The organism is Pseudomonas monsensis (assembly GCF_014268495.2).
In the GTDB taxonomy this organism is placed as follows: Bacteria; Pseudomonadota; Gammaproteobacteria; order Pseudomonadales; family Pseudomonadaceae; genus Aquipseudomonas; species Aquipseudomonas monsensis.
Map to the genome: position 1 here is coordinate 652,527 of NZ_CP077087.1, position 23,995 is coordinate 676,521.

18 protein-coding genes are annotated in these 23,995 nt (G+C 61.3%); all 18 read left to right on the forward strand.

Annotation, left to right across the window (positions count from 1 at the left end; all coding sequences use genetic code 11):
- Nucleotides 1-488: 488 nt before the first annotated feature.
- The 18 genes from hutU (at nt 489) to HV782_RS02925 (ending at nt 23,914) form a co-directional block, all read left to right on the forward strand.
- Nucleotides 489-2,159, forward strand: a complete 1,671-nt coding sequence (hutU, locus tag HV782_RS02840; RefSeq protein ID WP_186748506.1) for a urocanate hydratase — start codon at nt 489-491, stop codon at nt 2,157-2,159.
- 163 nt (nt 2,160-2,322) lie between these two features.
- Complete coding sequence (locus HV782_RS02845; RefSeq protein ID WP_186748496.1) at nt 2,323-3,795, forward strand: purine-cytosine permease family protein; 1,473 nt, start codon at nt 2,323-2,325, stop codon at nt 3,793-3,795.
- A gap of 69 nt (nt 3,796-3,864) precedes the next feature.
- Nucleotides 3,865-4,833, forward strand: coding sequence for an ABC transporter substrate-binding protein (locus tag HV782_RS02850; protein WP_123470688.1), 969 nt, complete (start codon nt 3,865-3,867; stop codon nt 4,831-4,833).
- A gap of 83 nt (nt 4,834-4,916) precedes the next feature.
- Nucleotides 4,917-5,768 carry an ABC transporter permease gene (locus tag HV782_RS02855; RefSeq protein WP_007949591.1) on the forward strand — a complete coding sequence of 284 codons (852 nt, stop codon included), beginning with the start codon at nt 4,917-4,919 and terminating at the stop codon, nt 5,766-5,768.
- Entirely contained in the window at nt 5,765-6,595 is an 831-nt protein-coding gene (locus HV782_RS02860; protein ID WP_123470690.1) for a quaternary amine ABC transporter ATP-binding protein, read from the forward strand. The genes HV782_RS02855 and HV782_RS02860 overlap by 4 nt, the downstream gene beginning before the upstream one ends.
- A 180-nt stretch (nt 6,596-6,775) precedes the next feature.
- Nucleotides 6,776-8,299, forward strand: a complete 1,524-nt coding sequence (locus HV782_RS02865; RefSeq protein ID WP_186746250.1) for an HAL/PAL/TAL family ammonia-lyase — start codon at nt 6,776-6,778, stop codon at nt 8,297-8,299.
- 116 nt (nt 8,300-8,415) lie between these two features.
- On the forward strand, nt 8,416-9,948 hold the full coding sequence (gene hutH / locus HV782_RS02870) for a histidine ammonia-lyase (protein ID WP_186746248.1): 1,533 nt from the start codon (nt 8,416-8,418) through the stop codon (nt 9,946-9,948).
- 360 nt (nt 9,949-10,308) lie between these two features.
- A complete protein-coding gene (gene hutI / locus HV782_RS02875; protein ID WP_128614663.1) occupies nt 10,309-11,514 on the forward strand; it encodes an imidazolonepropionase in 1,206 nt (401 codons plus the stop codon).
- A gap of 10 nt (nt 11,515-11,524) precedes the next feature.
- Nucleotides 11,525-12,328 carry an N-formylglutamate deformylase gene (gene hutG, locus HV782_RS02880; RefSeq protein ID WP_186746245.1) on the forward strand — a complete coding sequence of 268 codons (804 nt, stop codon included), beginning with the start codon at nt 11,525-11,527 and terminating at the stop codon, nt 12,326-12,328.
- Nucleotides 12,329-12,582: 254 nt separating this feature from the next.
- A complete protein-coding gene (locus HV782_RS02885; RefSeq protein WP_123470702.1) occupies nt 12,583-13,530 on the forward strand; it encodes a choline ABC transporter substrate-binding protein in 948 nt (315 codons plus the stop codon).
- Nucleotides 13,531-13,683: 153 nt separating this feature from the next.
- Complete coding sequence (locus HV782_RS02890) at nt 13,684-14,589, forward strand: alpha/beta hydrolase (RefSeq protein WP_186746243.1); 906 nt, start codon at nt 13,684-13,686, stop codon at nt 14,587-14,589.
- Nucleotides 14,590-14,693: 104 nt separating this feature from the next.
- The gene (gene pip, locus HV782_RS02895) at nt 14,694-15,665 is read left to right on the forward strand and encodes a prolyl aminopeptidase (RefSeq protein WP_064117068.1); all 972 of its coding nucleotides are present in this window, start codon (nt 14,694-14,696) and stop codon (nt 15,663-15,665) included.
- A complete protein-coding gene (dtd, locus tag HV782_RS02900) occupies nt 15,662-16,099 on the forward strand; it encodes a D-aminoacyl-tRNA deacylase (RefSeq protein ID WP_007909321.1) in 438 nt (145 codons plus the stop codon). Before pip ends, dtd begins: the two co-directional genes overlap by 4 nt.
- A gap of 460 nt (nt 16,100-16,559) precedes the next feature.
- On the forward strand, nt 16,560-18,341 hold the full coding sequence (locus HV782_RS02905; protein ID WP_186746241.1) for a glucan biosynthesis protein G: 1,782 nt from the start codon (nt 16,560-16,562) through the stop codon (nt 18,339-18,341).
- Nucleotides 18,334-20,904 (forward strand): glucans biosynthesis glucosyltransferase MdoH, encoded by a 2,571-nt coding sequence (gene mdoH, locus HV782_RS02910; protein WP_186746239.1) that lies wholly within the window; start codon nt 18,334-18,336, stop codon nt 20,902-20,904. The genes HV782_RS02905 and mdoH overlap by 8 nt, the downstream gene beginning before the upstream one ends.
- Nucleotides 20,905-21,289: 385 nt before the next feature.
- Nucleotides 21,290-22,087, forward strand: a complete 798-nt coding sequence (locus HV782_RS02915) for a transporter substrate-binding domain-containing protein (RefSeq protein ID WP_041071500.1) — start codon at nt 21,290-21,292, stop codon at nt 22,085-22,087.
- Between the two features lie 140 nt (nt 22,088-22,227).
- The gene (locus tag HV782_RS02920; RefSeq protein WP_128615767.1) at nt 22,228-23,187 is read left to right on the forward strand and encodes an amino acid ABC transporter permease; all 960 of its coding nucleotides are present in this window, start codon (nt 22,228-22,230) and stop codon (nt 23,185-23,187) included.
- Complete coding sequence (locus tag HV782_RS02925; RefSeq protein WP_123470712.1) at nt 23,180-23,914, forward strand: amino acid ABC transporter ATP-binding protein; 735 nt, start codon at nt 23,180-23,182, stop codon at nt 23,912-23,914. Before HV782_RS02920 ends, HV782_RS02925 begins: the two co-directional genes overlap by 8 nt.
- Nucleotides 23,915-23,995: the final 81 nt, after the last annotated feature.

Sequence of the window (23,995 nt, forward strand, 5' to 3'; positions counted from 1 at the left end):
CCCCTGTGGCGAGGGGATTTATCCCCGTCGGGCTGCGTAGCAGCCCCGCTCCTTCTAATCGAAAATGGGGCCGCTTCGCGATCCAGTGGGGATACATCCCCTCGCCACAATTGCGTTCACACTTCCTGTTTCTCTCGGCGCACCAACTTGTTACCGAACGCCCCAGCGTGGCGCAAAACCACGCTTTTGTAACAGTCGCTCACTTCCCTCGAACACCCCCGCGAAATTTTTCATCCGCGCCACAAGCCTTGTCTCAGGCGCGCTCCAGCCCTGTCCGCGATTTTTCTTGAACACCCCTCCAACAAGTTGGCCGCTTGATTGCATATGCTTGTATGTACAAGTAAAGACGTATGCGTATGAGTTGTTCGAGACTCTCCGCAGCGTCCACTGATTCGCTTGTCGCGCATTGAGGCGCGCAGGCTGCTTGCCCACTGCCAGGGTTGGTTTGAATTGATCGCTGAGGAGTCTCTTTCGTGACTGACAACAAAATGACTAAGTTTCGCGACGTCGAAATCCGTGCATCGCGCGGCAACAAGCTGACCGCCAAGAGCTGGCTGACCGAAGCGCCGCTGCGCATGCTGATGAACAACCTCGACCCGGAAGTCGCCGAGAACCCGAAAGAGCTGGTGGTCTACGGTGGTATCGGTCGCGCTGCGCGTAACTGGGAGTGCTACGACAAGATCGTCGAGAGCCTGACCAACCTGAATGACGACGAGACCCTGCTGGTGCAATCCGGCAAGCCGGTCGGCGTGTTCAAGACCCACAGCAACGCCCCGCGCGTGCTGATCGCCAACTCCAACCTCGTACCGCACTGGGCGAGTTGGGAACACTTCAACGAACTCGACGCCAAAGGCCTGGCCATGTACGGCCAGATGACCGCCGGCAGCTGGATCTACATCGGCAGCCAGGGCATCGTCCAGGGCACCTACGAAACCTTCGTTGAAGCCGGTCGCCAACACTACAACGATGACCTCAAGGGCAAGTGGGTCCTGACCGCCGGTCTCGGTGGCATGGGCGGCGCACAACCTCTGGCTGCCACCTTGGCCGGTGCCTGCTCGCTGAACATCGAATGCCAACAAGTGAGCATCGATTTCCGCCTGAAAAGCCGTTACGTCGACGAGCAAGCCACAAACCTCGACGACGCGCTGGCACGTATCGCCAAGTACACCAAAGAAGGCAAAGCGATCTCCATCGCCCTGCTGGGCAACGCGGCAGAAATCCTTCCGGAACTGGTCAAGCGCGGCGTGCGCCCGGACATGGTCACCGACCAGACCAGCGCCCACGACCCGCTCAACGGCTACCTGCCGGCGGGCTGGACCTGGGACGAGTACCGCGCCCGCGCCAAGACCGAGCCGGCCGCTGTGATCAAAGCCGCCAAGCAGTCGATGGCCGTGCACGTCAAAGCGATGCTGGAATTCCAGAAACAAGGCATCCCTACCTTCGACTACGGCAACAACATCCGCCAGATGGCGCAGGAAGAAGGCGTCGAAAACGCATTCGACTTCCCGGGCTTCGTACCGGCTTATATCCGTCCGCTGTTCTGCCGTGGCATTGGCCCGTTCCGCTGGGCGGCGCTGTCGGGTGATCCGCAAGACATCTACAAAACCGACGCCAAGGTCAAAGAGCTGATCCCGGACGACGCCCACCTGCACAACTGGCTGGACATGGCCCGCGAGCGCATCAGCTTCCAGGGTCTGCCGGCACGTATCTGCTGGGTCGGTCTGGGCCTGCGCGCCAAGCTCGGTCTGGCGTTCAACGAAATGGTGCGCAGCGGCGAGCTGTCGGCGCCGATCGTGATCGGTCGCGACCACCTCGACTCCGGCTCGGTGGCCAGCCCGAACCGCGAAACCGAGTCGATGCAGGACGGCTCCGACGCCGTGTCCGACTGGCCTCTGCTCAACGCGTTGCTGAACACCGCGAGCGGTGCGACCTGGGTCTCGCTGCACCACGGCGGCGGCGTGGGCATGGGCTTCTCGCAGCACTCGGGCATGGTGATCGTCTGCGACGGTACCGATGAAGCGGCCGAGCGCATTGCGCGCGTGCTGCACAACGACCCGGCCACCGGCGTCATGCGTCACGCCGATGCCGGTTACCAGATCGCCATCGACTGCGCCAAGGAGCAGGGGCTGAACCTGCCGATGATTACCGGCGGCAAGTAACACGTTTTGGCTTTATGTGGGAGCGAGCTTGCTCGCGAAAGCAATCTGTCAGCCAGCACAGATGTTGAATGTGCTGGCCAATTCGCGAGCAAGCTCGCTCCCACAGAAAAGCAGCCCTACCGAAGCTCAGTGAACTATTAAAACAATCCACAGAGGTTGAATCATGGCTGTAACCACCGATCGTGCAGGCAACAAACCGTTGATCGAAAGGCGTTCGATCGACTACATCCCGGAAGCGGAAAGACACGGTCGTCTGTTGAGCCAGTTCACCCTGTGGATGGGGGCGAATCTGCAAATCACCGCGATTGTCACCGGGGCCTTGGCCGTGGTGCTGGGCGGTGATGTGTTTTGGTCGTTGATCGGTCTGTTAATCGGGCAACTGCTGGGCGGCGGCGTGATGGCGCTGCACGCGGCGCAAGGGCCGAAGCTGGGCCTGCCGCAGATGATTTCCAGCCGGGTGCAGTTCGGTGTGTACGGCGCGGCGATCCCGATCGTCCTGGTGTGCCTGATGTACCTGGGTTTCACCGCCACCGGTACGGTGCTTTCCGGCCAGGCGCTGGGTCAGTTGTTCGGCGTCAGCGACACCGTTGGCATCCTGCTGTTCGCCAGTGTGATTGTGGTGGTCACGGTGCTCGGCTATCGGGTGATCCACTGGATCGGCCGGGTCGCCAGCGTGATCGGGGTGATTGCCTTCGTGTATCTGTTCAGTCGCCTGCTGAGTCAGGTGGATGTAGGGGCACTGCTGCAGATTCGCCACTTCAGCTGGAGCAGCTTCCTGCTGGCCGTGTCGCTCGCGGCCTCCTGGCAGATCGCGTTCGGCCCGTATGTGGCGGATTACTCGCGCTACCTGCCGAGCAAGATTTCCTCGGTGAAAACCTTCTTTGCCGCTGGCGCAGGTTCGGTCATCGGTGCTCAGGTGGCGATGGTGCTTGGCGTGTTCGCCGCAGCTTCCGCCAACGGTCAATTCGCCGGGCATGAAGTGGCCTACATCGTCGGTCTGGGCGGCACCGGTGCAACCGCTGCGTTGCTGTACTTCAGCATCGCATTCGGCAAGGTGACGATCTCGACGCTGAACTCTTACGGCAGCTTCATGTGCATCGCGACCATCATCAGTGGTTTCAAGGGGCACCTGACGGTTACCCGGATGCAGCGTCTGGTGTTTGTGCTGGTCATTGTCGGTGCTGCAACTCTGATCGCTTTGCTCGGCCAGCACTCGTTCCTCGGTGCGTTCAAGTCTTTCATCCTGTTCCTGCTCGCGTTCTTCACGCCTTGGAGCGCGATCAACCTAGTGGATTACTACTGCATCACCCGTGAGCGCTATGACGTTCCGGCTCTGGCCAATCCGAACGGTCGCTACGGCCGCTGGAACCTGCTTGGCATCAGCGTCTACGTGTTCGGCGTGCTGGTGCAGTTGCCGTTCATCTCCACCAAGTTCTACACCGGCCCGCTGGTAGCCGCCCTCGGTGATGTGGACATTTCCTGGATCATCGGTCTGGTACTGCCCGCCGTCGTCTATTACGTGTGCGCAAAAAGATGGCACGGCAGCGTGCCTGATCAACTGATTCTGCCGGTCGAGCAGAACAGCGTTGTACAACCTGAAAAAAGTGGGGCCGGGCGCGCTGCGGCGCAGGCCTGATTGGACGTGGACAGGGCTGGATGCCTCTTGACTGCCGTAAGCCAATTCATGATTAGGAGCGTCGCAACAATGAAATCGAACAAGACCCTGCTGACCACACTGCTGTCCATGGGCCTGTTGGCCAGTGCCGGTGCGACACAAGCCGCCGGCTGGTGCGAATCGGGCAAACCGGTGAAGTTCGCCGGCCTGAACTGGGAAAGCGGCATGCTGCTGACCGACGTGCTGCAAGTGGTGCTGGAAAAAGGTTACGACTGCAAGACCGACAGCCTGCCGGGTAACTCCATCACCATGGAGAACGCTCTGAGCAGTAACGATATTCAAGTGTTCGCCGAAGAATGGGTCGGCCGCAGCGAGGTCTGGAACAAGGCCGAGAAGGCCGGCAAGGTCGTCGGTGTCGGTGCGCCGATCGTCGGCGCTGTCGAAGGCTGGTACGTGCCGCGTTACGTGATCGAAGGCGATGCCAAACGCAAGATCGAGGCGAAGGCCCCAGACCTGAAAAAGATTGCCGATCTGGGCAAATACGCAGCCATCTTCAAAGACGCTGAAGAACCGTCGAAAGGCCGTTTCTACAACTGCCCGGCCGGCTGGACCTGTGAGCTGGACAACAGCGAAATGCTCAAGAGCTATGGCCTGGAAAGCACCTACACCAACTTCCGTCCGGGCACCGGCCCGGCGCTGGATGCGGCGGTGCTGTCGAGCTACAAGCGTGGCGAACCGATCCTGTTCTACTACTGGTCGCCAACCCCGCTGATGGGCCAGATCGACGCGGTGAAACTGGAAGAGAAACCGGGCGTCGACAAGACCGTGAGCATCAAGGTCGGCCTGTCGAAAACCTTCCACGAGCAAGCCCCGGAACTGGTGGCCGTGCTGGAAAAGGTCAACCTGCCGATCGACCTGCTGAACCAGAACCTGGGCCGCATGGCGAAGGAGCGTATCGAGTCGCCAAAACTGGCGAAAATCTTCCTCAAGGAACATCCTGAGGTCTGGCATGCGTGGGTCAGTGACGACGCTGCCAAGAAAATCGACGCGGCGCTGTAGGTCGATACCTCCCGGCTAACCGTGAGGCTGGCCGGGAGATATGCCGTAAACGCTTGATTGAGATTTCTGATTGAGAGCCGCTTATGTTTCCCGAAAGCTTTACCTTTTCCATCGCCGACTGGGTCAACGGTTGGGTCGATTCGCTGGTCACCAACTACGGTGATGTGTTCCGCCACATCTCCGACACCCTGCTGTGGGCCATCGTCAATCTTGAAGGTTTGCTGCGTGCGGCGCCGTGGTGGTTGATGCTCGCCATTGTTGGTGTGGTCGCCTGGCACGCCACGCGCAAAGTCGTGACCACGGCCGTCATCGTTGGTCTGTTGTTCCTGGTGGGCGCTGTCGGCCTGTGGGACAAGCTGATGCAGACACTGGCGCTGATGATGGTTGCGACGATCATTTCGGTGCTGATCGGCATTCCGCTGGGGATTCTCTCGGCGCGCAGCAATCGCCTGCGTTCGGTGCTGATGCCGCTGCTCGACATCATGCAGACCATGCCCAGTTTCGTGTACCTGATCCCGGTGCTGATGCTGTTCGGCCTGGGCAAGGTCCCGGCGATTTTCGCCACGGTGATTTACGCCGCGCCGCCGCTGATCCGTCTGACCGATCTGGGCATTCGCCAGGTCGACGGCGAAGTGATGGAAGCGATCAACGCCTTCGGTGCCAACCGCTGGCAGCAACTGTTCGGCGTGCAACTGCCGCTGGCCCTGCCGAGCATCATGGCCGGGATCAACCAGACCACCATGATGGCCCTGTCGATGGTGGTGATTGCTTCGATGATCGGCGCCCGAGGTCTGGGTGAAGATGTGCTGGTGGGGATTCAGACCCTCAACGTCGGACGCGGCCTCGAAGCCGGTCTGGCGATCGTGATTCTCGCAGTGGTCATCGACCGCATTACCCAGGCGTACGGTCGGCCACGGCATGAGGTGAGCAAATGAACAACGCAACCGTGAGCAAGATCGAAGTCAAAAACGTCTTCAAGATTTTCGGCAACCGCGCCAAGGATGCACTGGCGATGGTTGGCCAGGGCAAGACCAAGGATCAGGTGCTGAACGAAACCGGTTGCGTGGTCGGGGTCAACGACCTGTCGCTGAGCATCGGCACCGGTGAGATCTTTGTGATCATGGGCCTGTCCGGCTCGGGCAAATCGACCCTGGTGCGTCACTTCAATCGGCTGATCGACCCGACCAGCGGCGCGATCCTGGTCGACGGCGTGGACATCCTGCAATACGACATGGACGCCCTGCGCGAATTTCGCCGGCACAAGATCAGCATGGTATTCCAGAGCTTCGGTCTGCTGCCGCACAAGACCGTGCTCGACAATGTCGCCTACGGCCTGAAAGTGCGCGGCGAGAGCAAGCAGATGTGCTCGGAACGCGCGCTGCACTGGATCAACACCGTGGGCCTCAAGGGCTACGAAAACAAATACCCGCACCAGCTCTCCGGCGGCATGCGTCAGCGTGTCGGCCTGGCGCGCGCCTTGGCGGCGGACACCGACATCATCCTGATGGACGAAGCGTTCAGTGCGCTGGACCCGCTGATCCGCGCCGAGATGCAGGACCAGTTGCTGGAACTGCAAAAGACCCTGCACAAGACCATCGTGTTCATCACCCACGACCTCGACGAGGCCGTGCGCATCGGCAATCGCATCGCGATCCTCAAGGACGGCCGGCTGATTCAGGTCGGCACCCCGCGCGAGATCCTGCATTCGCCGGCGGATGAGTACGTCGACCGGTTCGTGCAGCGGCGGGCGGCGGTGGTTTGAAATTGGATTGCCTTTGTGGCGAGGGGATTTATCCCCGTTGGGTGGCGAAGCCGCCCAAACCATGCGTCCAGTCTGTCAGGCAGACTGCGGAGGCAGGTTTTACGACTGCTTCGCAGCCGAACGGGGATAAATCCCCTCGCCACAGCGTGATGCATTAACAGTATTGGTATGAGGCTCCAGATGTCCCAGGCTGAAAAAATCGTTATCACCGGCAACCCCCTGCGTTGGCAGGACGTGGTCGCCGTCGCCCGTCATGGCGCGCAACTGGAGCTGTCGAGCGAGACCTGGGCGCGGATCGAAAACGCCCAGGGCATCGTCCAGCGCATCGTCGAAAGCGGCGAGCGCGCCTATGGCGTCAACACCGGTCTGGGCGGTTTGTCCAACGTTTCGCTGAAAGACCAGCAACTCAGCCAGCTCTCGCGCAACACCCTGCTCAGCCATGCCTGCGGCGTCGGCCCGGTGCTGCCCGATGAGCAGACCCGCGCGATCATCTGCGCGGCGATCCACAACTACAGCCACGGCAAATCCGGCATTCATCGTCGCGTGGTCGAAGGCCTGCTGGCGCTGCTCAATCGCGGCATCACCCCGCAGGTGCCGTCGCAAGGTTCGGTGGGTTACCTGACCCACATGGCGCACATCGGCATCGCGCTGCTGGGCGTGGGCAATGTCATCTATCGCGGGCAAATCACCTCGGCGCAACAGGCGCTGGCGGAAGAAGGTCTGCAACCGGTGCAACTCGGTGCGAAGGACGGTTTGTGCCTGGTCAACGGCACGCCGTGCATGACCGGCCTCAGCTGCCTGGCCATTGCCGACGCGACGCGACTGGTGCAATGGGCCGATGTCATCGGCGCCATGAGTTTTGAAGCCCAGCGCGGGCAGATCGCCGCGTTCGACGCCGAGATCATCGCGCTCAAGCCGCACCCGGGCATGCAGCAGGTCGGTATCAATCTGCGGGCGTTGCTCGAAGGCAGTGAAGTGATCGCGGCGAGCAAAGGCATTCGCACGCAGGATGCGCTGAGCATTCGCTCGATCCCGCAGGTGCATGGCGCGGCGCGCGATCAACTGGCGCACGCGATCAAGCAGGTCGAAGCCGAACTCAACGGCTGCACCGACAACCCGTTGCTGCTCGGTACGCCGGACAACTTCCGGGTGATGTCGCAAGCCAACCCGCACGGGCAATCGGTGGCGATGGCGGCGGATCTGCTGGCGATTGCCATGGCCGAAATCGGTTCGATCGCCGAGCGTCGCCTCGATCGACTGGTCAACCCGCACGTCAGCGGCTTGCCGGCGTTTCTGGTGGCCAACCCTGGGGTGAACTCCGGGATGATGATCGTGCAATACGTCGCCGCTTCGCTGTGCGCGGAAAACCGTCAACTGGCGCAACCGGCGGTGCTCGACAACTACGTCACCTCCGGCCTGCAGGAAGATCACTTGAGCATGGGCACCAGCGCCGCGCTGAAGCTGCACCGCGCCCTGGAAAACTGCACGCAAATCCTCGCCATCGAGTACCTGCTGGCAGCGCAAGCGTTTGAGTTCCTCAAGGAGCAACGCTTCGGCGCGGGCACTGACCGCGCGTGGCGACTGCTGCGCGAAACCGTCCTGGCCTACGATCAGGATCGCTGGCTGGCGCCGGATATCGCCGCCGCCGCGAGCGTGTTGAAAGACTCGAATTCGCTACACAACGTATTACCGAATCTGCACTGACAATACCCATACCAGCGTGCCAAGGCGCTCATCGTCCACAAGACGAGAAGCGACGGATAACGGAATGCTCCGGAGCGACTGGTAGTTAATAACAATGTCTCAAAAGGAGCATTTTAATGACTGCGCTGAACCTGATTCCCGGCCAACTGAGCCTGGCCCAACTGCGTGACGTCTATCAGAACCCGGTCAAGCTGACCCTCGACAACAGCGCTTCCGCGCAGATCGAGGCCAGCGTCGCCTGCGTCGAGCAGATCCTCGCCGAGAATCGCACCGCCTACGGCATCAACACCGGTTTCGGCCTGCTGGCCTCGACCCGTATCGCCAGCGAAGATCTGGAAAACCTCCAGCGTTCGCTGGTGCTGTCCCACGCTGCCGGTGTCGGCCAGCCGATCAGCGATGAGCTGGTGCGCCTGATCATGGTGCTCAAGGTCAACAGCCTCAGCCGGGGTTTCTCCGGCATCCGTCGTGTGGTGATCGATGCGCTGATCACGCTGATCAACGCCGAGGTTTATCCGCACATTCCGCTGAAAGGTTCGGTCGGCGCTTCCGGTGACTTGGCGCCATTGGCGCACATGTCGCTGGTGCTGCTGGGCGAAGGCAAGGCGCGCTACAAGGGCGAGTGGATGGAAGCCACCGAAGCGCTGAAAGTCGCCGGTCTGACCCCGCTGACCCTGGCGGCGAAAGAAGGCCTGGCGCTGCTCAACGGCACGCAGGTGTCCACCGCATTTGCCCTGCGCGGCCTGTTCGAAGGCGAAGACCTGTTTGCCGGTGCGCTGGCTGTTGGCGGTCTGACGGTGGAAGCGGTGCTCGGTTCGCGCTCGCCGTTCGATGCGCGCATCCACGCGGCCCGTGGCCAGAAAGGCCAGATCGACGCCGCCAGCGCTTATCGCGATCTGCTCGGCGAACGCAGCGAAGTCTCCGACTCGCATCAGAACTGCGAGAAGGTCCAGGACCCGTACTCCCTGCGCTGCCAGCCACAAGTCATGGGCGCCTGCCTGACCCAGTTCCGTCAGGCTGCCGACGTGCTGGTGGTCGAGGCCAACGCCGTCTCCGACAACCCGTTGGTGTTCGCCGCTGAAGGCGATGTGATCTCCGGTGGCAACTTCCACGCCGAACCGGTGGCCATGGCCGCCGACAACATGGCCCTGGCCATCGCCGAAATCGGTTCGCTGAGTGAGCGCCGCATTTCCTTGATGATGGACAAGCACATGTCGCAACTGCCGCCGTTCCTGGTGGCCAATGGCGGCGTCAACTCGGGCTTCATGATCGCCCAGGTGACTGCGGCAGCACTGGCCAGCGAGAACAAGGCACTGTCGCATCCGCATTCGGTGGACAGCCTGCCGACCTCGGCCAACCAGGAAGACCACGTTTCGATGGCTCCGGCTGCGGGCAAGCGTCTGTGGGAAATGGCCGAGAACACCCGGGGGATTCTCGCGGTGGAATGGCTGGCGGCGGTGCAGGGTCTGGACCTGCGCAACGGCCTGAAGACCTCGACCAAGCTGGAACAGGCGCGGGCAATTCTGCGCAAGGAAGTGCCGTTCTATGAGAAGGACCGCTTCTTTGCGCCGGACATCAATGCGGCGACTGAGTTGTTGGCTTCGCGGTGCCTGACCGAGCTGGTTCCGGTGAAGTTGCTGCCTAGTTTGTAAGTGGTTTTTCAGGGGGAGTGTTGTTGATGCTGAAATCGATCCCCCTCACCCCAACCCTCTCCCCCATGGGGGAGAGGGGGAAGGGAGCCGATCTCGGTGAGCTTCAAGACATGAGTTCGGCTCAAGAATTTCAGGTCGATGTACCTCGACAGAACAACCCGGTCAGTCCTTCTTCTCCCGGGCGTGAGAGGGGAAAGGGAGCCGATCTTCGTGGTTTTCAAGGCCTGGGTTCGACACAGAAGTTTCAGGTCGGCGTATCTCGAAAGAACTACGCGGTCAGTCCCCTCTCCCCCCGGGAGAGGGCTAGGGTGAGGGGCTTTTGAAGGCCAACCACCAAATCAATTCCAACGGAGGCCAACAGTGAAAACCCTCTGGCAACACTGCCACGTCGCAACCATGGCGCAGGGCGTCTATTCGATCATCGAGGATGCGGCCATCGTGACGTCCGGTGCGCACATCGAGTGGATCGGCCCGCGCACTCAATTGCCCTCCGGCGAATACCCGGCGGTCAACGACCTGCAAGGCGCGTGGGTCACCCCCGGCCTGATCGACTGCCACACCCACACGGTGTTCGGCGGCAACCGCAGCGGCGAATTCGAGAAGCGCCTGCAAGGCGTCAGCTACGCCGAGATCGCGGCGCAGGGCGGCGGGATCGCCAGCACCGTGCGCGCCACCCGTGAGGCGAGCGAAGACGAGCTGTTCGCCAGCGCCGCCAAACGTTTGAAAAGCCTGATGCGCGACGGCGTGACCACGGTCGAGATGAAGTCCGGCTACGGTCTTGATCTGGCCAGCGAGCGCAAGATCCTGCGGGTCATCCGTCGTCTGCAGAAAGAACTGCCGATCAGCGTGCGCAGCACCTGTCTGGCCGCCCACGCGTTGCCGCCGGAATACAAGGATCGCGCTGACGCTTACATCAATCACATCTGCGCCGAGATGCTCCCGGCGCTGGCCGCCGAAGGGCTGGTTGATGCCGTGGATGCGTTCTGCGAATACCTGGCGTTCTCGCCGGAGCAGGTCGAGCGGGTATTCATCACCGCACAGCAACTCGGGTTGCCGGTGAAGCTGCACGCCGAACAATTGTCGTCGCTGCATGGCGCCAGTCTGGCGGCGCGGTATCACGCGTTGTCCGCCGATCACTTGGAGTTCATGGACGAAGACGACGCCATCGCCATGGCCAAGTCCGACACCGTCGCGGTGCTGCTGCCGGGAGCGTTCTACTTCCTGCGCGAAACTCAATTGCCGCCGATGGACGCCTTGCGCAAACACAAGGTGAAAATCGCCATCGCCAGCGACCTCAACCCCGGCACCTCGCCGGCGCTGTCGTTGCGCCTGATGCTGAACATGGCCTGTACCTGTTTCCGCATGACACCGGAAGAAGCCCTGGCCGGTGCGACTATTCATGCCGCACAAGCGCTGGGCATGGCTGATACGCATGGCTCGCTGGAAGTCGGCAAGGTCGCGGATTTCGTTGCCTGGCACATTGATCGCCCGGCGGATCTGGCTTATTGGCTCGGTGGGGATCTGGACAAACGCGTCGTGCGTCACGGCGTCGAATCAAGTTTGTAGGAGAGCGGTTGTGGATAAGGTTCTGAGTTTCAAACAAGGTCGCGTGCCGCTGCTGATCAGCATGCCGCATGCCGGTTTACGTCTGACGCCTGCGGTCGAAGCCGGGCTGATCGCGGACGCGAAAAGCCTGCCGGACACCGACTGGCATATTCCGCAGCTCTACGATTTTGCCGAAGCGTTGGGCGCCAGCACCTTGGCCGCCGAGTACTCGCGTTTTGTAATCGACCTGAATCGTCCGTCCGACGACAAGCCACTGTACGCCGGTGCCACCACCGGCCTCTACCCGGCAACGCTGTTCGATGGCATCCCGTTGTTCCGCGAAGGGCACGCGCCTTCGAAAGAAGAACGCGCGACCTATCTGGAACAGATCTGGACGCCGTACCACCGCACCCTGCAGCAAGAGCTGGCGCGACTGAAGGCAGAGTTCGGCTACGCGCTGCTGTTCGACGCGCATTCGATCCGCTCGATCATCCCGCACCTGTTCGACGGTAAATTGCCGGACTTCAACCTCGGCACCTTCAACGGCGCCAGTTGCGATCCGCAATTGGCCAGTCAGCTTGAAGCCATCTGCGCGCGCTACGGCAATTACAGCCACGTGCTCAACGGACGCTTCAAGGGCGGCCACATTACCCGTCATTACGGCAACCCGGCCGAGAACATCCACGCGGTGCAACTGGAACTGTGCCAGAGCACCTACATGGAAGAGTTCGAACCGTTCCGCTATCGCGCCGACCTGGCCGAGCCGACGCAGGTGGTGCTGAAGGAGTTGTTGCAAGGTTTCCTCGCCTGGGGCGAGAGCCACTACAAATCCTGAACACAGACCCACAACTCCCTGTGGGAGCGAGCTTGCTCGCGAAAGCATAGTGGCAGTCGATTATGAGGTGACTGACCCACCGCATTCGCGAGCAAGCTCGCTCCCACAAGGGGACGGTGTTCCGTCCGGGTCGCCGCTGTGCAAAACACGGTCGCCACCGTTCATCTTTCCCTCTCGTCGCCTGCGTAATGTTTCGGCCACGGTGCAACAGACACCGACCTGACAATAATCCGCTGCCGCACGAGACCTCCCGAATGAAAAAACTCTTCACTCGCTGTGCGTTAATCCTCACCGGCTGCGCGCTGCTCAGCGCCGGCGCCATGGCCAATGACGACGCGTCGTGCAAAACCGTGCGCATGGGCGTGGTCAACTGGACTGACGTCATCGCCACCAGCGGCATGGCCGACGTGCTGCTCAACGGCCTCGGCTACGAGAGCAAGCAGACCAGCGCGGTGCAGCAGATCATCTTTGCCGGTATTCGCGACAAGCGTCTGGACATCTTCCTCGGTTACTGGAAACCGGCGATGGACAACAACATCGCGCCGTTCCTCGCCGCCCATCAAGTCAAGGTCATGGACCAGCCGAGCCTGGCGGATGCGCAGGCGACGCTGGCGGTGCCGGATTACGTCGCGGCAGCCGGGCTGAAAACCTTTGCCGACATCGCCAGGTTCAAGGATCAGCTCGGCGGCAAGATCTACGGCATCGAACCGGGTAGCGGCGCCAACACCACGATCAGCACCATGATCGAGACCAACCACTTCGGTCTGAAGGATTTCAAGATCGTCGAGTCGGGCGAGGCGGGCATGCTGGCCGCCGTGCAGCGCGCGGTGAATCGAAAGGAATTCGTGGTGTTCGTCGGCTGGACCCCGCACCCGATGAACATCAACATGAAGATCACTTACCTGACCGGCAGCGAAGACGTCTACGGCCCCAACGAAGGCGCCGCGACCGTGTCCACCGTCACCTCGCCGGATTACGCCGAGCGCTGCCCGAACGTGTATCGACTGCTGGAAAACCTCACCTTCAGCGCCGCTCAGGAAAGTCAGTTGATGGTGCCGATCATGGCGCGCAAGACCCCGCAGGAAGTGGCGAAGAACTGGCTGCGTGAACACCCCGAGGATCTGCAGCGCTGGCTGGCGGGGGTCAGCAGTTTTGATGGCAAAGAAGGTGTGGCTGCGGTTCAGGCCAGCCTCAAGCCCTGAAGATAGGTGAATGATTTTTTTGTGGCGCGGGCGCTTGCTCCGCAGAACTGCGAGACGGGCCCAGGGCTGTTTCGAGCACTACGCGCTTGAGCGGGAGCAAGTTCCCTCGCCACAGTTCTGCCACTCTGCAAATAGCTGCTGCATCGAGGGCTTATGGCTCACTACCAGCTTTCGTCGGCCATGGCGGATTTCGTCGCCAGAACCCTCAGTTTCACCAGCGATGACAGCAGCATCAACGGCCTGCGTCGCGACTACGATGAAATGTGTCGAGCCTTCACTCCGCCAATCCCGGCGGGACTTGGAGTCGTCGATTTCCGGTTGAGCGGCGTGGCGGTGCGCTCGTATCGCCCGCCCATAGAGCCCCCGGCCGCCGGCTGGCCCTGCATTCTCTACCTGCACGGCGGCGGCTGGGTGGTCGGCGGCCTCGATTCCCACGACTTCATCTGCTTCGAGCTCGCCGTGGCATTGGGCGCGATGGTGGTGGCGGTGGATTATCGGCTGGCGCCCGAGCACCCCTTTCCCGCCGGGTTCGCGGATTGCCTGAGTGTCTGGCGCGCCTTGCGCAGCGGGCCGTTCCGGTTTGATCGAGAAAAAATGCTGGTGGCCGGTGACAGCGCAGGTGGCAATCTCGCCGCCGCGTTGTGCCTGGCGTTGCGCGATGCCGGGGAGCCGCTGCCTACAGCGCAAGTGCTGCTCTATCCCGGCCTTGGCGGCGACGAACGATTGCCGTCCCGCAGCGAGTGTGCCGATGCGCCGTTGCTCGGCAGCACAGACGTCGACTGCTATCACGCGCTCTACCTGCGCGGCACCGCGCGGCCGAACGCCTACGCCATGCCCTTGCTCGCCGAGGACTTCAGCGGATTACCGCCGGCGTTCATCGCCGTCGCGCAATTCGATCCCCTGCGCGACGACGGCGTGCGCTACGCCGAACGGTTGCCAGACGCTACCCTCTATTACGGCGAAGGGCTTGTGCACGGTTGTTTGCGCGCGCTTGGCCAGGTCGCCGAGGTCGACCGGCTCTACGAAAACCTGTTGAGGTACATGGCTGACAAAATGTGACTGCGTACGGGCATGCTCATTGACGTAAATCGGGTTTATGATGCCTGACGGCAGAATAATAGAAGTCCCCCCAGGGATGACCTCGACCCCTTACGGAGCACGCAATGCAGACATTGTTTCCGCAGATCAAACCCCATGCCCGGCACGATCTGGCTGTCGATGACACCCATACGCTGTATGTCGATGAAAGCGGTTCGCCGGAGGGTTTGCCGGTGGTGTTCATCCACGGCGGCCCCGGCGCCGGTTGTGACGCCCAGAGCCGTCGTTATTTCGATCCGAACCTGTACCGTATCGTCACTTTCGACCAGCGCGGCTGCGGACGCTCCACCCCACACGCCAGCCTGGAAAACAACACCACCTGGGATCTGGTCGCCGACCTCGAACGTATCCGCAAACACCTGGGCATCGACAAATGGGTGCTGTTCGGCGGTTCGTGGGGCTCGACCCTGGCGCTGGCCTATGCGCAAACCCATCCGGAGCGTGTCCACGGTCTGATCCTGCGCGGGATCTTTCTTTGCCGGCCACAGGAAATCGAGTGGTTCTATCAGGCCGGGGCCAGCCGTCTGTTCCCCGACTACTGGCAGGACTACATCGCGCCGATTCCGCTGGACGAGCGCGACGATCTGCTCAGCGCCTTCCACAAGCGCCTGACTGGCAACGACCAGATCGCCCAGATGCACGCGGCCAAAGCCTGGTCGACCTGGGAAGGGCGCACCGCGACCCTGCGGCCGAATCCGCTGGTGGTCGATCGCTTCTCCGAGCCACAGCGCGCGCTGTCGATTGCGCGGATCGAATGCCATTACTTCACCAACAACGCCTTCCTCGAGCCGAATCAACTGATTCGCGACATGGGCAAGATCGCCCACCTGCCGGGCGTAATCATCCACGGTCGTTACGATGTGATCTGTCCGCTCGACAACGCCTGGGAATTGCATCAGGCCTGGCCGAACAGCGAGCTGCAGGTGATTCGCGACGCCGGGCACGCCGCGTCCGAACCGGGTATCACCGATGCGCTGGTCCGTGCGGCCAGTAACATGGCACGGCGCCTGCTCGACCTGCCGCCCGAAGAAGCATGAAGGGCCTGTTGCAGCGCGTGCGCGGTGCGCGGGTTGAAGTCGCGGGTGAAGTGGTAGGCGCGGTCGATCACGGTTTGCTGGTGCTGGTGGCGGTCGAACCCGACGACACGCGTACCAGCGCCGACAAACTTCTGCATAAACTGCTTAACTATCGGGTATTCAGTGATGCGGAGGGCAAGATGAACTTGTCTCTCGCCGATGTCGGCGGTGGGTTGCTGCTGGTCTCGCAGTTTACCCTGGCGGCCGACACCAAAAGCGGGTTGCGCCCGAGCTTTTCGACGGCCGCGCCACCGGCCTTGGGCGAGGAATTGTTCGACTATCTATTGAGCAGTGCGAAACAGGTGCATGGCACTGTGGCATCAGGTAGATTCGGCGCCGATATGCAGGTGCATTTGGTCAACGATGGCCCGGTTACCTTTTTGTTACAGACCTGAAAGCGCTTGAAACACCTTTTTAGGAAATTTCGACTGTTTTTAGGGTGTTTTCGCGATAAATACTTTGTTACCCCTGATGCGTTGTCATGCGGGCTACTAGATAATCGCGCGCACTGGGATCAGCGTTCGCTGATTCATTTTTGACTTAGGTAGAGACTTGTCTGGATCCGATTGGGGAATCATTTTGCCCCATCGGAGTCGGAACAATGCTCGCCAACCTGGTATGAGCGGTCTGTACGACCATTTTTGCCAGCATTATTTCGAGGGCCAGGGAGTCAGAGACAAGGCGCTGGGACGACTCATAGCTTGCTATGGGGAGGAGCGGCAACGAAGTATCTGATTCCTGGAACCGAAATAAGCTGACAAAAATGGCCACACAGACGGCTTGCTGGCCGTTGGTTTTTTGATCTGTTTTCGGCGAGGGTTGCTCGTGATTGTTAGTCCCTGTAATGCAGCAAAAATGTCTGCCAAACGCATGCGAAGTGCCCTGGTAGCGGGTTCGGCGCTCCTGTGCCTGCTCAGCGCCGGTCAGCTTTGGGCGTTCAATCTTGACGATGTATCGGCCAAGGCCAAAGAGCTGGCCGGGCAGAAGTTCGAAGCCCCGCGCAGCAACCTGCCGAACGAATTCCGCGACATGAAGTTCGCGGACTATCAGAAAATCCGCTTCCTCACCGAAAAGGCTGAGTGGGCTGATCAGAAGACCCCGTTCAAACTGTCCTTCTATCATCAGGGTATGCACTTCGATACACCGGTGAAAATCAATGAAATCACAGCGAACACCGTCGAAGAGATCAAATACGATCCGACGCGCTTCGATTTCGGCGACCTGAAATTCGATCCGAAAGCCACTGAACAACTGGGTTATGCCGGTTTCCGTGTGCTGTACCCGATCAACAAGGCCGACAAGCAAGACGAAATCATGACCATGCTCGGCGCGAGCTACTTCCGCGTCGTTGGCAAGGGTCATACCTACGGTCTGTCGGCCCGTGGCCTGGCAATCGACACCGCGCTGCCGTCGGGCGAAGAGTTCCCGCGTTTCCGTGAGTTCTGGATTCAACAGCCGAAGCCGGGCGACAAGCACCTGGTGATCTTCGCCCTGCTGGATTCGCCACGTGCCACCGGTGCCTACCGCCTGATCCTGCGTCCGGGCAGCGACACCATTGTCGACGTCAAGGCGCAGATGTTCCTGCGTGACAAGGTCGGCAAACTTGGCATCGCACCGTTGACCAGCATGTTCCTGTTCGGCGCCAACCAGCCGTCGAAAGTCCTCAACTACCGTCGTGAACTGCACGACTCCAGCGGTCTGTCGATCCATGCCGGCAACGGCGAGTGGATCTGGCGTCCACTGAACAACCCGAAACACCTGGCCGTGAGCAACTTCAGCGTCGAGAACCCGCGTGGTTTCGGTCTGCTGCAACGTGGCCGCGACTTCAGCCACTACGAAGACCTCGACGATCGCTACGACAAGCGCCCAAGCGCCTGGATCGAGCCGAAGGGCGAGTGGGGCAAGGGCTCCGTTGATCTGGTAGAGATTCCGACTGCCGACGAAACCAACGACAACATCGTTGCGTTCTGGAGCCCGGAAAAAATGCCGGAGCCGGGTCAGCCACTGGACTTCGCCTACCGCCTGCACTGGACCATGGATGAAGCGGCGATTCACGCCCCCGACAGCGCCTGGGTCAAGCAGACCCTGCGTTCGACCGGTGACGTCAAGCAGTCGAACCTGATCCGTCAGCCGGACGGCAGCGTCGCGTACCTGGTCGATTTCGAAGGTCCGTCGCTGGCCGCTCTGGCCCCGGATGCCGATGTGCGCAGTCAGGTCAGTGTTGGCGACAACGCCGAGCTGGTCGAAAACAGCGTGCGCTACAACCCGGAAACCAAAGGCTGGCGCCTGACCCTGCGGATGAAAATCAAGGACGCGAGCAAGTCCACCGAGATGCGTGCCGCGCTGGTCCAGCCGGTCGTGACCGCTGATCTGGCGAAATCGATGCCGGCGTCCAACTCGTCCGTCGCCAAGGCCGACAAGGTTGCCGCCAAGCAACAAGAGAAGATCGACAAGGAAGCCAAGGCCGCCGAAGCCAAACAGGCCGATGCCAAGCCCGCTGCAGATGCCAAGGACAAGGCCAACAAAGACGCCAAGCAGCCAGCGGCTGCGAACGCGGCCCCAGCCACACCGGAATCGGCACCGACTGAAGAAGTCCTGACCGAGACCTGGAGCTATCAGTTGCCTGCCGATGAGTAACTCTCAAGTACAGCCAGAGACTCTGTCCGAGTACCTGGCGCATCTGCCGATGACCGACGAGCAGCGCGCGGAACTCGCGGGCTGCCAGTCGTTCAGCGAGCTGCATGAACGCCTGTCGTCTTCGACGTTCGACGCCCCTGCCGAAGCTGCCCAGGCTTCGGTGGGCAAGCGCCTGACGCTGAGCACCGCCGAAGAACTGGCCGACGCCGAGATGCTGGTGCTCGACGCCAGCGGCCGCGTCAGCCTCAAGGCGACGCCGCCGATCCGACGGACCAAAGTCGTACCGGAGCCGTGGCGCACCAATATTCTGGTGCGCGGCTGGCGCCGTCTGACCGGCCGCACTAACCCGCCGCAGCCGCCGAAAGACGCCAACGTGTTGCCGGCCGCGCGCTGGCGCACCGTTGGCTCGATCCGTCGCTACATTCTGTTGCTGCTGATGCTCGGCCAGACCATCGTCGCCGGCTGGTACATGAAAGGCATCATGCCGTACCAGGGCTGGTCGTTCGTCGATCTGGAAGAAGTCCTGCACCAACCGCTGCTGCAAACTGCCACGCAAGTGCTGCCGTATGCGCTGCAAACCAGCATCCTGATCCTGTTCGGGATTCTGTTCTGCTGGGTGTCGGCGGGTTTCTGGACCGCGTTGATGGGCTTCCTCGAGTTGCTCACCGGTCACGATAAATACCGTATCTCCGGTAAAAGTGCCGGTAACGAGCCGATTGCCAAAGACGCGCGTACCGCGTTGGTCATGCCGATCTGCAACGAAGACGTGCCGCGCGTGTTCGCCGGTTTGCGGGCGACGTTCGAATCGGTCGCTGCCACCGGTGATCTGGACCGCTTCGACTTCTTCGTCCTCAGCGACAGTAACGACACCGATATCTGCGTCGCCGAGCAACAGGCCTGGCTGGATGTCTGCCGCGAAGCCAAGGGTTTCGGCAAGATCTTCTATCGCCGCCGTCGCCGTCGTGTGAAACGCAAGAGCGGCAACCTCGACGACTTCTGCCGTCGCTGGGGCGGTGACTACAAGTATATGGTCGTGCTCGACGCCGACTCGGTGATGAGCGGCGAATGTCTGACCAGTCTGGTGCGCCTGATGGAAGCCACGCCGGATGCCGGGATTATCCAGACCGCGCCGCGTGCGTCGGGTATGGACACCCTGTATGCGCGCATGCAGCAGTTCGCCACGCGTGTGTATGGCCCGCTGTTCACCGCCGGTCTGCACTTCTGGCAGCTGGGTGAGTCCCACTACTGGGGTCACAACGCGATCATCCGCATGAAGCCGTTCATCGACCACTGCGCCCTGGCGCCGTTGCCGGGCAAAGGTGCGTTCTCCGGTGCGATCCTGTCCCACGACTTCGTTGAAGCCGCGCTGATGCGCCGTGCCGGTTGGGGCGTGTGGATTGCCTACGACCTGCCGGGCAGCTACGAAGAACTGCCGCCGAACCTGCTCGATGAACTCAAGCGTGACCGTCGCTGGTGCCACGGCAACCTGATGAACTTCCGCCTGTTCCTGGTAAAAGGTATGCACCCGGTGCACCGTGCGGTGTTCCTCACCGGCGTGATGTCGTACCTGTCGGCGCCGTTGTGGTTCTTCTTCCTGGTGTTGTCGACTGCGCTGCTGGCGGTGAACACGCTGATGGAGCCGCAGTACTTCCTCGAACCGCGCCAGCTCTATCCGTTGTGGCCACAATGGCACCCGGACAAGGCGATCGCGCTGTTCTCGACCACCATCGTGCTGCTGTTCCTGCCGAAACTGTTGAGCATCATCCTGATCTGGGCCAAGGGCGCGAAAGAGTTCGGTGGCAAGTTCAAGGTGACCCTGTCGATGCTGCTGGAGATGCTGTTCTCCATGCTGCTGGCGCCGGTGCGGATGATTTTCCACACCCGTTTCGTCCTTGCCGCGTTCCTCGGCTGGGCCGCGACCTGGAACTCGCCGCAGCGTGACGACGACTCCACGCCCTGGAGCGAGGCGGTCAAACGCCACGGTCCGCAGACCCTGCTGGGTTTCTGCTGGGCGCTGCTGGTGATCTGGCTGAACCCGAGCTTCCTGTGGTGGCTGGTGCCGATCGTCGGTTCGTTGATGTTGTCGATCCCGGTGTCGGTGATCTCCAGCCGTGTCGGTCTGGGACTCAAGTCCCGTGACGAGAGCCTGTTCCTCATCCCAGAGGAATACAATCCGCCACAGGCGCTGCTGGCGACCGACCAGTACACCCACGAGAACCGTTGGCACGCGCTGAAGGACGGCTTCGTCCGCGCCGTGGTCGATCCGCAGCAGAACGCCCTGGCGTGCTCGCTGGCGACCTCGCGACACGGTCAGGCCGAGCCGATCGAATGGCTGCGTCAGGAACGGGTGCGTCACGCCCTGAAAGCTGGCCCGGCGGCGCTGAGCAACCATGATCGCCTGCAACTGCTGAGCGATCCGGTGGCCCTGGCGCGTCTGCACGAGCTGGTCTGGGCCGAAGGTCACGCCGACTGGCTGGATGCCTGGCGCGCTTCGGTGAAAGCCGATCCGCATGCGCCATTGCTGCCGCTGCGACCGGTGAGCCTGCAGGCGCAACCGGCCTGATAAAGAAACCCCGCGATGTTGCGGGGTTTTTTTTGCCTGCTGAAAAGCCCCTCACCCTAGCCCTCTCCCAGAGGGAGAGGGGACCGACCGCGTTGAACATTCGAGTTACACCGACCTGATCTTGCTGGGTTGAATCCATAATCGACTCGATCTTTCAGGTCGGCGTATAGCTTGAGACACCTCGGTCGGCCCCCTCTCCCTCGGGGAGAGGGCTGGGCGGCGTTCCGATGAGGGTCAGCTCTTGATTGTTAAACAAATCGTCCATTAAACCTTGTGCAAAAAAACGAGTGCGTTAGCATCCGTCCCCGAATTGGCGCACCCGGGCTTTTTTGCCCGCCTCTGTTGGTTTTCGCGCCGCAATTGCAATGGTTTTGGGGACTTGAAGATGAAGAAGTATCTGTCGATGCTGCTGGTCGGCGTCACGGCACTGGTTGCAGTCAATGCGGCGCACGCCGGCGCGATCGACGACGCGGTCAAGCGCGGCACCTTGAAAGTCGGCATGGACCCGACCTACATGCCGTTCGAGATGACCAACAAGCGCGGCGAGATCATCGGCTTCGAAGTCGACATCCTCAAAGCCATGTCCAAGGCCATGGGCGTCAAGCTGGAGCTGGTGTCGACCGGTTACGACGGGATCATCCCGGCACTGATGACCGACAAATTCGACATGATCGGCAGCGGCATGACCCTGACCCAGGAGCGCAACCTGCGCCTGAACTTCAGCGAACCGTTCATCGTTGTCGGCCAGACCCTGCTGATCCGCAAGGAGCTGGAAGGCACCATCAAGTCCTATAAAGACCTGAACACCGCCGACTACCGCATCACCTCCAAGCTCGGCACCACCGGCGAGATGGTCGCCAAGAAACTGATCGCCAAAGCCAAATACCACGGCTACGACAACGAGCAGGAAGCGGTGCTCGACGTGGTCAATGGCAAGGCTGACGCCTTCATCTACGACGCGCCGTACAACGTGGTGGCGGTGAACAAGGTCGGCGCCGGCAAACTGGTGTTCCTCGACAAGCCGTTCACCTACGAGCCGCTGGCCTTCGGTCTGAAGAAGGGCGACTACGACAGCCTCAACTTCATCAACAACTTCCTGCACCAGATCCACGAAGACGGCACCTACGATCGTATCCATGACAAGTGGTTCAAGAGCACCGAGTGGCTCAAGGACATGGAATAAGCCCGGTCAGATAGACCGAGTTGCCCCATTCGCGAGCAAGCTCGCTCCCACAGTGATTGTGTGAACACCACAAATCCACTGTGGGAGCGAGCTTGCTCGCGAAGAGGCCCTCCAGAGCAACACAAAATCCGGAACCTGCAATGAAACAGAAAAAAGCCCAATGGCCCTGGCACGTCCTCACCGTGCTGGTGCTGGTCGGCCTGGCGGGCGCGTTGTATTACGCCACGTCGCTGATGTCCTACGAATGGCGCTGGAACCGCGTGCCACAGTATTTCGCCTATCAGGCCGAAGAATCCCAGCGTGCTACCGATATCTCCACGGTCACCGAACTGGTGCGCAAGGGCGGCAGCGCCCAAGTCACCCTGCGTAACGACGCCGGTGACGAGCAGCACCTGACGGTCGACGAGAACAGCCTGCAATTCGCTCAGGGCGACGATGTGGCTGAAGGCGACGTCGTGGGCGTGACCCGGCATTGGGCCGCAGGGCCGTTGTTGTGGGGGCTGTGGACGACGCTGTGGCTGTCGGTGGTGTCTGGCGTGCTCGGGTTGTTGATCGGTCTGGTCACCGGGCTGTGCCGCCTGTCGAGCAACCCGACCCTGCGCGACCTGTCGAGCATCTACGTCGAACTGGTGCGCGGTACGCCGCTGCTGGTGCAGATCTTCATTTTCTACTTCTTCATCGGCACGGTGATGAACCTGTCCCGGGAATTCGCCGGGATCGCCGCGCTGTCGCTGTTCACTGGCGCCTACGTGGCGGAGATCATCCGTTCCGGCGTGCAGTCGATTGCCCGTGGGCAGAACGAAGCGGCGCGTTCGCTCGGCTTGAGCGCTGGCCAGTCGATGCGTCACGTGGTGCTGCCGCAAGCGCTGAAACGCGTGCTGCCGCCGCTGGCCGGGCAGTTCATCAGTCTGGTCAAGGACACCTCGCTGGTGTCGGTGATTGCGATTACCGAGCTGCTGAAAAGTGGTCGCGAAGTCATCACCACCTCGTTCTCGCCGTTCGAAATCCTGTTCTGCGTCGCCGGCCTGTACCTGTTGATCAACCTGCCGCTGTCGAAAATCGCCAGCCGGCTTGAGCGGAGGCTCGCGCAAAGTGATTGAAGTCCGCGATCTGGTAAAAGTCTTCGACACCCGTGGTCAGGTAGTTCGCGCTGTGGATAACGTCACTACCACGGTGGCCAAGGGCGAAGTGCTGGTGGTGATCGGTCCGTCGGGTTCCGGCAAATCGACCTTCCTGCGTTGCCTCAATGGTCTGGAAGCGTTCGACTCGGGTTCGGTCAGCATCGACGGCCTGCAACTGGCCGACCCGAAAACCGACGTCAACGCCTACCGCCGCGAAGTCGGCATGGTGTTCCAGCACTTCAACCTGTTCCCGCACATGACCGTGCTGGAAAACCTCTGCCTCGCGCAGAAAGTCGTGCGCAAGCGCGGGCAGAAGGAAAGCGAGGCCAAGGCCCTGGCGTTGCTGGAGAAGGTCGGTATCGCACAGAAGGCGCGGGAATACCCTTCACGCCTGTCCGGCGGTCAACAACAGCGCGTGGCGATTGCCCGGGCGCTGGCGATGGACCCGAAAGTGATGCTGTTCGACGAACCGACGTCGGCCCTCGACCCGGAAATGGTCGGTGAAGTGCTGGACGTGATGAAGGGGTTGGCCGTGGAAGGCATGACCATGGTCTGCGTCACCCACGAAATGGGTTTTGCCCGGGAAGTGGCGGATCGGGTGTTGTTTTTCGATCACGGCAAGTTGCTGGAAGATGCGGCGCCGGCAGAGTTCTTTGATGCACCGAAGGATCCGCGCGCTCAGGCTTTCCTGCGTCAGGTCCTGTAACGGCGGCGTCCCCTCGGACGCCATCGCTGGCAAGCCAGCTCCCACAGTGAGTGGGTTGAACACAACCGTTGTGATCGACAT

Excerpts from the sequence above, each read along its gene's own strand:
- pip (WP_064117068.1), top strand. The coding sequence starts at position 14,694 with ATGCAGACATTGTTTCCGCAGATCAAACCCCATGCCCGGCACGATCTG.
- HV782_RS02920 (WP_128615767.1), top strand. The coding sequence starts at position 22,228 with ATGAAACAGAAAAAAGCCCAATGGCCCTGGCACGTCCTCACCGTGCTG.
- HV782_RS02890 (WP_186746243.1), top strand. The coding sequence starts at position 13,684 with ATGGCTCACTACCAGCTTTCGTCGGCCATGGCGGATTTCGTCGCCAGA.
- HV782_RS02855 (WP_007949591.1), top strand. The coding sequence starts at position 4,917 with ATGTTTCCCGAAAGCTTTACCTTTTCCATCGCCGACTGGGTCAACGGT.
- HV782_RS02850 (WP_123470688.1), top strand. The coding sequence starts at position 3,865 with ATGAAATCGAACAAGACCCTGCTGACCACACTGCTGTCCATGGGCCTG.
- HV782_RS02905 (WP_186746241.1), top strand. The coding sequence starts at position 16,560 with ATGTCTGCCAAACGCATGCGAAGTGCCCTGGTAGCGGGTTCGGCGCTC.
- HV782_RS02865 (WP_186746250.1), top strand. The coding sequence starts at position 6,776 with ATGTCCCAGGCTGAAAAAATCGTTATCACCGGCAACCCCCTGCGTTGG.
- HV782_RS02845 (WP_186748496.1), top strand. The coding sequence starts at position 2,323 with ATGGCTGTAACCACCGATCGTGCAGGCAACAAACCGTTGATCGAAAGG.
- HV782_RS02860 (WP_123470690.1), top strand. The coding sequence starts at position 5,765 with ATGAACAACGCAACCGTGAGCAAGATCGAAGTCAAAAACGTCTTCAAG.
- HV782_RS02885 (WP_123470702.1), top strand. The coding sequence starts at position 12,583 with ATGAAAAAACTCTTCACTCGCTGTGCGTTAATCCTCACCGGCTGCGCG.
- hutH (WP_186746248.1), top strand. The coding sequence starts at position 8,416 with ATGACTGCGCTGAACCTGATTCCCGGCCAACTGAGCCTGGCCCAACTG.
- mdoH (WP_186746239.1), top strand. The coding sequence starts at position 18,334 with ATGAGTAACTCTCAAGTACAGCCAGAGACTCTGTCCGAGTACCTGGCG.
- HV782_RS02915 (WP_041071500.1), top strand. The coding sequence starts at position 21,290 with ATGAAGAAGTATCTGTCGATGCTGCTGGTCGGCGTCACGGCACTGGTT.
- dtd (WP_007909321.1), top strand. The coding sequence starts at position 15,662 with ATGAAGGGCCTGTTGCAGCGCGTGCGCGGTGCGCGGGTTGAAGTCGCG.
- hutU (WP_186748506.1), top strand. The coding sequence starts at position 489 with ATGACTAAGTTTCGCGACGTCGAAATCCGTGCATCGCGCGGCAACAAG.